This window comes from Brevundimonas vesicularis, assembly GCF_032067225.1.
In the GTDB taxonomy this organism is placed as follows: domain Bacteria; phylum Pseudomonadota; class Alphaproteobacteria; order Caulobacterales; family Caulobacteraceae; genus Brevundimonas; species Brevundimonas vesicularis_F.
Window position 1 is genome coordinate 1 of sequence record NZ_DAMBJX010000085.1, and the last position, 9,171, is coordinate 9,171.

Genomic DNA, 9,171 nt, shown 5'->3' on the forward strand with positions numbered 1-9,171 from the left:
GCGCGATCGCGGTCCCGCTCATACGCGAACAGATCCAGCGCCGAGCGGATATAGTCGGAGCTGATCCAGGCGTGCGGCATGTCGCCGATGAAGCGCGGCTCGCGCTTTTCGCGCCCCACCACCTCGGCCCAGCCGTTCCAGGCCTCGGGCCTGCGGTCGGCCATCAGGAAGTCCACCACATCCAGCGCTCGGTCCTTCTGACCCAGCCGCACATAGGCGCCGACCAGCCGCCATTCGTAGGGGGTGTAGTCCTTCCACGCCGTGCGGTTAGTCAGACGGTTCTGGAAGTTTTCCAAGTAGCGATCAAAGGTTCGCGCCAGAAGCTCGGGCGGCAGATTATCCTGTTCGCCCGCCGGCGACAGGGCGATGGTGGTTGAGGTGGCGTCGAAATCGCCCCGGTCGGCCGCCCCGGCGATCCAGTCAATGCCATGATGGGCCGCCGTCGCCGTGATCGACGCCCGGATGTCGGCGGCGAACTGATCCCGCGCCGCCGCATAGCGAGCGGCGGCGTCCGCATCGCCCAGGGTTTCGGCGATGAAGACCGCGTCCTTGTAGCCCAGCAGGCCCCAGAAATCGTCCCAGTAGGAATAGGCCGCCTTGTCCGAATAGCCCTCGTGGCTGATCGTCGGCGGCAGCAGGCCATATAGGTGACGCTGGTCCGGCGTTTGGAAGGCCGTCGTCCGGGTCGAGGCGCGCAGTTCGTCCATATAGGCGATCGCCTTTTGCACCTGCGGCCAGACCTGGCGCAGCAGGGCGTCGTCCTTGGTGTAGCGATAGGTCTCGGCGGCCAGGAAGACGAACTCGCCGTGGCTGTCGTTTTCGGGCACCGGATCGGCGCCGCGCGCATCGACGCAGCAGGGGACCTTGCCGTTGTCGAACACATAGGGGGCGTACCAGCGCAGATAGTCGGCCGAGTGCTCGGCCATGCCCAGCCGGTTCAAACCCTCGGCCATCATGGCCCCGTCGCGGATCCAAGAGCGGTTGTAGCTGCGGGTTCCCGGCTGAAGGATCGGCCCCTGACGCGACATCAGCATATGGGCCAGCGACGATTTCAGCGCGTCCTCGATCCGCTGGGCGGCGGGCGGCAGGGTCAGGTCCACCCGATCCAGTTTCGCGCGCCATTCGGCCGCCAGCCGGGTCTCGACCGCCTCCAGCACAGCCCCTGCCTGCCCCACAGGCTCGGGCGCCAAGGCGTCGCCAGATAGCTGCGACACCCAACCCACCGTGCGCGTCTCTCCGGGTTGCAGCGTCAGCTCATAGGTCAAGGCGCCGGCGGCCAGACCCGTGGCGTCGGTCGTCGTCATGAGCTCGGCGGCCGGTCGCCGCGCAGACGGCAGGATCAGGGACTGCGGATCGCTGCCGGCATCGAAGGTCGCCAGCGCGACCTGATCCGGTGCCGCCAGCAGCTGAACCCGCACCGTGTCGTTCAGCTTCAGTTCGGCGCCGTCCCAGCCGATCGTCTCCACCAGGCTGACGCCGCCGGGAATGGCCAGGAACTGACGCGGCGCATTCACCTGCATCGGGCGCGCGGCTAGGGCCAAGGTCAGGGTGCGCGGCCGGCTGGAGGTGTTGGTCAGGTCGTAACGGCCCCAGAGCTGCGCCTGATCCGCCTGCCCGTCGGCGAAGCTGGTGATCTTCAGCGTCCAGTCGTCGGCGGTCCAGGTCACGGACGGGATCGGCAGGTCGCCGTCCTTCAGCCCCTGTACGATATTGACGTCGGCCCAGGAGATCAGCCGCCCGTTGTCGACCACGAAAGGCTCGATACTGGGTCCGGCGCGGCGCAGCTCGATGGCGCCGTCCTCGCCGATCAGGCCGCTCTCGCCGCCTCCATCGACACCGACCAGGGTCCAGTATGACTGCTCGCCGGAGAAGCCGCGCGGGTAAAGGCCGCGCCGGTTCTCCTTGGCCACCGCCTCAAGGAACACTGTGGGATCTGCGCCTAAGGCCAGCGGTTCGACCTCGATCTCGTTCAGGGCATAGGTCGTCGCCTGGGTCGCGCCCAGTCGTTGGCCCGCGCCGGATGAACCGACCACGTCCGGCGCCGGAGCGGGCTTCAGCGGTTCCAGTCTCAGCCAGCGCGCCGTCGCCTCGGGCGTCCTCAACCAGTCGACGCCGCCGTTGCCGTCCGTCACGATCGCCAGTTCGCGCCAGTCCCGACCATCGTTTGAGGCTGAAGCCCGATAGTCCGCCGCCGCGCCCCGCTCGCCCCAGCGCAGGGTCAGGCCGCCGAACTCGCGCTCGTAGCCCAGGTCCAGCGTCAGGGCCGAGGCCTCGCCCACCGGCGGCGTCCAGGCGGTTTTCGGGTCGAGATCGACGGCGTTGGCGGCGGTCGAGTTCGTCTGCCCATCGCTGGCGACCGGTTGAGGCGGGACAGGCGGATCGACCGGCAGGGCGCGCAGGGTCAGTTGGTCGATCTCGACCGAGCCCTTGCCGCCCTCGGCCGCGACCACGACGAACTCGACCCGCTCGGCGCGACGCAGGATGGTTTCGGGGCTCGGTCCCCAGGCTTTGGAGACCTGACGGCGTTTGATCACGAACCGGGTCCAGCCGTCGGGAAAGTCGTAACGCGCCGTCTGCTTCCACCAGACATTGTCGGCCGAGGCGTCGGTCAGCTTGACCTCGAAGGTATTGGTCGGCCCGGCGCCCCGCACCCAGAAGCTGACCTCGTAGTTGTCGGGCAGGTCGAACGGCAGCGACCGGCTGAGCACCGCATAACCCGCCTTGCCGTCGAAGTCGTAATCGAGCCGCACCGCCCGCCCGTCATGGCCGGCGACGGCGGAGACGGCGGCGTGAACGTCGGTCGAGGCCGTGGCCTCCCACCGCGTCGCATCGTCCATGCTATCGAGAACGCGCGTCTCCTGCGCGACGGCAGGCGCGGCCAGGGCGAAGGTCAGGACCGAGGCGGCGGCCAGCAGGAGATTACGCATTGGAACTCGCAGTTCTGGTCAGCCCTTCACGCTGCCCGCGAGCATGCCGCGGATGTAGTAGCGTTGCAGGGCGAGGAAGAGGATCAGCACGGGCGCGACCGTGACGACGGCGCCGGCCATCATCAGTTCGATGTCCTGCACATGCTCGCGCGACAGGGCCGCGAGCGCCACCGGCAGGGTGTAGTTCGATTGGTCCGTCAGGATGATGAGCGGCCACAGGAAGTCGTTCCAACTGCCCAGGAAGACGAACAGGCCCAAGGTCACGATGATCGGCTGCAAGGTCGGCAGGACCACGCGGCGGAAGATCTGGCCCTCGCTGGCCCCGTCGATCCGCGCGGCCTCCAACATCTCGTCGGGAATGCTCAGCGCATACTGGCGCACCAGGAACAGGCCGAAGATCGACGCCAGCCACGGCACCAGCGCCCCGGCATAGGTGTTCACCAGCCCCATCGACTTCAGCATCAGAAACAGCGGCAGGGTGCCGATCTGGGCCGGCACCACCAGGGCGGCGACCAGGAACTGGAACAGCCGCTCGCGCCCGACGAACTTCAGCTTGGCGAAGGCGTAGCCGGCCGGGACGGTGAAGCTGAGCGCCAGGATGGTCGCCAAGGTCGCCAAGGCGAAGCTGTTCCACAGATACCGCCCCATGCCTTGGTTCAGGAACAGGTCGCGATAATGCTCTAGCGTCCAGTGCGAGGGGAGCAGCGGCGGCGGGAAGACGGCCGCTTCGCCGGTCGCCATGAAGCTGACCGACACCATCCAGACCAGCGGGAACAGAACGATCAGAGCGATGAGGCCGACGGCCAGGTTGAGCAGGATGGCGCGGATTTTCATTGATACGCCCCCACCCGCTTGGCGACCGCCAGCTGGACCAGGGTGATCGCCAGGATGCACAGGAACAGGACGAAGGCGACGGCGCTGGCGGAGCCCAGATTCCACCATTTGAAGCCCTCTTCGTACATGAAGTACAGCACCGTCACCGTGCTCTGGGCCGGCCCGCCTTGGGTCATCACATAGGGTTCGGCGAACAGCTGGAAGAAGCTGGCGACCGAGATGATCGAGACCAGCAGCATGGTCGGCGCGATGGCCGGCAGGGTCACATGGCGGAACTGCTTCCACGGGCCGGCGCCGTCGATGCGCGCGGCCTCATACAGGTCATCCGGCACGGTCTGCAGCACCGCCAGGAAGATCAGCATATTGTAGCCGAAAATCTTCCAGACCACGAACATCAGGATGGCGGGGATCGAGGTCGAGGGATCGCCCAGCCAGTCCACGGCCGGCAGGCCGATGCTCTCCAGCCCCCAGTTGATGACGCCGTAGCGGGTGTGCAGCAGATAGCGCCACACCACCGCCGTCGCGACCAGGGTGGTGACATAGGGGGCGAAGAACATCACCCGCCAGATCGGTCGCCACTTCACCACCCGCGCATTCAGGATCACCGCCGCCGCTAGGGACGCGGCGATGGACAGGGGCACGCCCATCACGGCGAAGGTCAGGGTGTTCTTCATCGCCCCCCAGAACAGGGGATTGGTCAGCAGCCGCTCATAGTTCTGCAAACCGACGAAACGCAAATTGCCCAGGTTCGCCAGGGCGTAGATGTCGAAGTCGGTCAGACTGAGCAGCAGGGCCGCGATCACAGGAATGGCGAAGAACAGACCGATCGCCAGCATGGCTGGGGCGACGAAGGCCCAGGCGGCCCGTTCGCGGGCGCCGCGTCCGCGTGACGATTTCACTTTGACCAATGTCGGATCGGCAACGGTCATACGGCCCTGCCCTGTTCCATCATCCAGCGACGCTTCTCCAGCAGGCGGTCGGCGCGACGGTCGATCTCGGCGGCGGCGGCCTCTGGCGTGTATTCGCCGCGCACCATCCGTTCGGCGACGATCTGCATCTCAGTGACGATCCGCTCCCATTCCGGCACCTTGGGCACGGCCTTGGCGCGCGCCAGTTGCCCTCGGAACGGCGCCAGCATCGGGTCGCGCTCTACGCCCGCGATGTCCCAGGCGCTCTGGCGCGCCGGCAGGTCGCCGACGATGGTGTTGAACCGGGCCTGCACCGCCGGCTCGGACAGATAGCGGACCAGGGCCCAGGCCGCGGCCTGATGCGGAGAGGATTTGAAGACCGCCAGGCTGGACCCGCCCGGCGCCGAAGCGCCCAGGCCATTCGGTCCCGGCACGCCCGCCGTGGCCCAGTTCGGCTGGAACGACGCGGGCAGCTTGCTGCGGAAATCGCCCACGCTCCACGGGCCGGAGAAGTAGAAGCTGAAATAGCCCCTGGCGAACTCGGTCCAGACGTTGGAAATCTGCGTCGACGAGGCCAGCGGTGCCAACTGCTCGTCGAACAGGCTGCGGTAGAAGGCCAAGGCTGAGACGAAGCCGGGGTTGGAGAAGTTTCCGCGCGTATCCCGATCCCTCAGCAGCGGCTCATCGATCTGAAGCCCGAAGGTCAGAAGCTGCTCGAACTCGTTCAACGGCAGCAGGATGGCGTAGTTGTCGCCGCCCGCCACACGCTTGATCGCATGCATGGCCCGCTTCCATTCGGCCCAGTCTTCGGGCGGGGCGTCGAAGCCGGCCCGCGCCAGCAGATCCTTGCGATAGAACAAAAGCCGTGTGTCGACATACCAGGGCGTGGTCATGGCGCGGCCGGCGATTTCGTTGGTCTCCAGCACTGCCGGAAACTGGTCAGTCAGCAGGTTCGCGGCCTCGGCCGGGGTCGGCGACAGGGCGCCGATGGCGGTCAGCTCCGCCACCCAGGTGTTGCCGATCTGGCTGACGTCCGGCAGCGAGGCGCCGGCGTAGGCGGTCAGCAGCTTTTCGTGCGCCGCCGTCCACGGCAGGGGCTGGACCGACACGCGGACGCCCGGATTGCGGCGCTCGAACTCGGGCATCAACTGCCCGACAGTCCCGCCCTCATTGCCCATGGCCCAGAAGCGCAGCACGGTCTCGCCGTCACGGCGCGGGGTGCAGGCCGCAGCCGCCCCTCCCGCCATCAGGGCCAGAGCGCCGCGCCTGTGGGCCGTCGCCATCATGCGTTCATCCAGCCGCCGGTGAAGCCCGCGATGTCGAGCGCGCGGCGAATATTGGGCTCGCCGCGCATATAGCGCCAGACGAACTCGGACCTGTGATTCTCGGTCATGATGACGATCGGCCCTTGGTCGATGCCCAGATAGTCGCCGTCCACCCAACCCACGCCGTCCACGATCTTGCCGTGCTGCAGCGGCCCGTCGCGCACTGTCAGTGTTGGGTTGAAGCTGTCGAGGAAGCCCCACTCGGTATAGATGCCTGAACCGTATTTCTGCTTCATCGCCTTGACACAGGGCACGACGATCTCGGGCGCGAAGGCGATGGAGCTGGCCGCCGCCGTCGGCGCGATGGTGCCGTCGTCGCGCTCGCCCGGACCGCGCGCGGAATAGCTGAAGAACTCGCGCTCTTTGCCGTCGATGACTTGTTTGAAATCGCCCGGCCCGTCGCAGGCCGTCAGGCCCCAGACCTCAGATGAATAGCCCGCCCAGCCGCCAGGGTTGTCGTGGGCGTATTTCTGCTGGGCGTAGACGGCGCGGCGACTGTTTTCGAAATAGTCGAGGTATTCGCCCAGTTGGGCAGACTGCCCGCGCATCCAGGCGTCCTGAATGCCGCGGAAGTCGATGAACATATGGCTGTACTGGTGCCCGAAGATGGGCGCGAAATTCAGGTGCCAGCTGCCCCAGCGATCGGTCCAGCTCTCGTCATAGCTGGCCGCCCATTCGTGCCACACATTGACCGACACCGGATGGGTCGGGCTGCCGATGGCCAATAGCAGCACCAGCATGCCCTCGTTATAGACGTGCCAGTCGGACGGGATAAAGCCGCTCTCTGGGTGCCAGCCCATGGTGATGCGGTTGTCGCGGATCACGGCCCACGGCCATTCGATCCGTTCATAGATGGCCTGGGCCTTCTGACGGATTTCCGCCTCGTCGGCATGACGGCCGTCGAAGTAGCGGGCGGCGAACAGCATGCCGCCGATCAACAGGGCGGTGTCGACCGTCGAGAGCTCATTGGTCCGGTAGCGAAGGCCGGTCTCCATATCGAGGAAGTGATAGAAGAAGCCCTTGTAGCCGGCCGTCCCGCTGGGCTCGGGTCCCTGTGGCAGGTCATGGAAGAAGCGCAGCGTCGTCAGGGTCCGCTCCCGCGCCTCGGCACGGCTCATCCAGCCGCGCTCGACGCCCACAGGCCAGCAAGTCAGGGCGAACCCGACCGCCGCCACCGAACAGAACGACGGCGTCGGCCAGCGATCCGGCGTCAGACCGGTCCTGCGATCCGTGACCTTCTCGAACCAGCGGAAGGTGCGCTCCTGAAGTTCCTCGATCTCGCGGTCCAGCCGCAGGGGCCGTCTCTGCGTCCCATTGATCGCCCCCGTCGCCGCCGCCTGCTGCACCGCCGCCATCACCGGAAATCCAACGGCCAGAGCCGCAGCGCCTGTGGTGGTCCGCATCAGGAAGTTTCGACGATTCATGGGCACGCTCACTGGGTCTCAATCGAAAAAGAAAGGCCGCCTCGCGACAAGCACGAGGCGGCCCAGGCTCAGGACTTAGAAGGAGTAACGCAGGCCGACCTGGAAGCTGCGGGTCGGCAGATACTGTTCCGTGCCCATGCCGAAGCGCGGGCTGTTGAAGCCCTGATCGAAGGACTTGTAGTTGGTGAAGTTGAAGATGTTGATCGCATCCACGATGAACTCCACCTTCTGACCGCCATAGACTTCGAAGCCCTTCGTCAGACGCAAGTCGATCTGGCGATAGGCGAAGTTCAGACCGGGCAAGAAAGCGCGCTTGTCCGGACGACCGCCGTTCCAGCAAATGTTCGGGCCGCCAGCGGGGGCGTTCGGGCAGTCGAACACAGTGTAGGGCAAGCCCGAACCCAAGGTCACGATGCCTGACAGCAGGAAGTCCGCCGGCAGACCGATGGTGCCGGACGCCACGATACGATGCGTTTCGTCGGTGTTCGACGGGAACTCAGGCGACTGCCCGGGCACATTGTAATCGAAGTCGAAGGCGCCGTAGCCGGAGTCGCGGCTGCCATTCTGGGTGGCGTCCATATAGGTGTAGGCGATGTTCACGCCCCAACGATCTTCGGCGTTATAGGGCTTGTCGGCCGTGAAGTAGATCGCCTTGTAGTCGCGCTCCTTATCCGTGTTCTGGAAGAAGATCAGGTTGCGGAACTGCGGGAAGCCTACCGATCCCGGCGTCGGACCGTTGAAACGTCCGCCCGTCTCCGTCAGGGCATTGGCGATATACCAGCTGGATTCGCCTCTCGTCTTGCCGGCTGCAAGCGTCAGCGCCGTCTGGAACATGCCGATCTTCTGGCGCACGCCCAGGCTGAACTGATCGGTGCGCGGCGGCTCGAAGTCGTTTTGCACCAGGAAGACTTCGCCGGCGCCCGGGCTGGCCGCCAGCAGGGGATCAAGACCCTGCGGCGTCAGATAGCTCGGGTTCCAGGCGATGGTTTGGACACCGCCACGAGGCCCGCCCGTGTTCGAGAAGTAGATCGTCTTGTTGAACTGGAAGGGCTTGAACCGCTCGTCGAACGCGAAGTTGAAGCCGATACGATCGTAGTAGCGGCCGGCACCGCCGAAGATGACTGTCCGCTCATCGTCGAAGACGTCGTAGGAGAAGCCGAAGCGCGGTTGGAATGCGCCCTTGAAGGCCTTGCGATCACCATCGGAAATATAATCCGCCGGGTTGAAATACGAGGGGAAGTCGTAGTTCGGCAGGTTCTGGATCGCGGCCAGCATGTTGCGAATGGAATCAGGCGTGCGGTAGTCGTTGTTGACCGCATTGTCCTCGTAATCCCAGCGAATGCCGAGGTTCAGCTCCAGCTTGGAGGTGATCTGCCAGTCGTCCTGAATGTATAGGCCTAGAACGTTGTTATCGACGTCTGCAGGCGGAACGGCGACGCCCAAGTCAACCGAGACAGGGATATCGCGGCTGCCATTGATCTCGGGACGGGCTTCGATGTCGTAGGTAAAGGTGGGGTTACGCCCGAAATCCTTCTGCACGAAATAGTTCTGCATCGAGTATTTCGCACCGATCTTGATCGTGTGCGTACCCATCCATTCTAGATCCGGAATGGTCAGATCATTACGGATCGTGGTGCTTTTCTGCTCGAGGAACTGAGCATCAGCCCGCCCGCCGGCTGTGAACACGGTGGAGTCGCGGTTGTTGAAGTTATACTGGAAGCCCGGCGTCGCTGCACTGTCGTCTCGGAAAATG

General features: G+C 65.3%; 6 protein-coding genes. All 6 read right to left on the minus strand.

The window, feature by feature from the left end:
* The coding region (locus RT123_RS14820; RefSeq protein ID WP_313009944.1) for a discoidin domain-containing protein at nt 1-2,927 on the minus strand (2,927 nt) is incomplete at its 3' end.
* Between the two features lie 18 nt (nt 2,928-2,945).
* Nucleotides 2,946-3,761 (minus strand): carbohydrate ABC transporter permease, encoded by an 816-nt coding sequence (locus tag RT123_RS14825; RefSeq protein WP_313009946.1) that lies wholly within the window; start codon nt 3,759-3,761, stop codon nt 2,946-2,948.
* Nucleotides 3,758-4,690: a sugar ABC transporter permease gene (locus RT123_RS14830; protein WP_313009947.1), complete on the minus strand. Its 933-nt coding sequence runs from the start codon at nt 4,688-4,690 to the stop codon at nt 3,758-3,760. Before RT123_RS14830 ends, RT123_RS14825 begins: the two co-directional genes overlap by 4 nt.
* Complete coding sequence (locus tag RT123_RS14835; RefSeq protein WP_313009948.1) at nt 4,687-5,955, minus strand: extracellular solute-binding protein; 1,269 nt, start codon at nt 5,953-5,955, stop codon at nt 4,687-4,689. Before RT123_RS14835 ends, RT123_RS14830 begins: the two co-directional genes overlap by 4 nt.
* Nucleotides 5,952-7,418: a glucoamylase family protein gene (locus RT123_RS14840; protein ID WP_313009950.1), complete on the minus strand. Its 1,467-nt coding sequence runs from the start codon at nt 7,416-7,418 to the stop codon at nt 5,952-5,954. The genes RT123_RS14835 and RT123_RS14840 overlap by 4 nt, the downstream gene beginning before the upstream one ends.
* A 75-nt stretch (nt 7,419-7,493) precedes the next feature.
* On the minus strand, nt 7,494-9,171 hold a 1,678-nt coding region (locus RT123_RS14845), incomplete at its 5' end, for a TonB-dependent receptor domain-containing protein (RefSeq protein WP_313009952.1).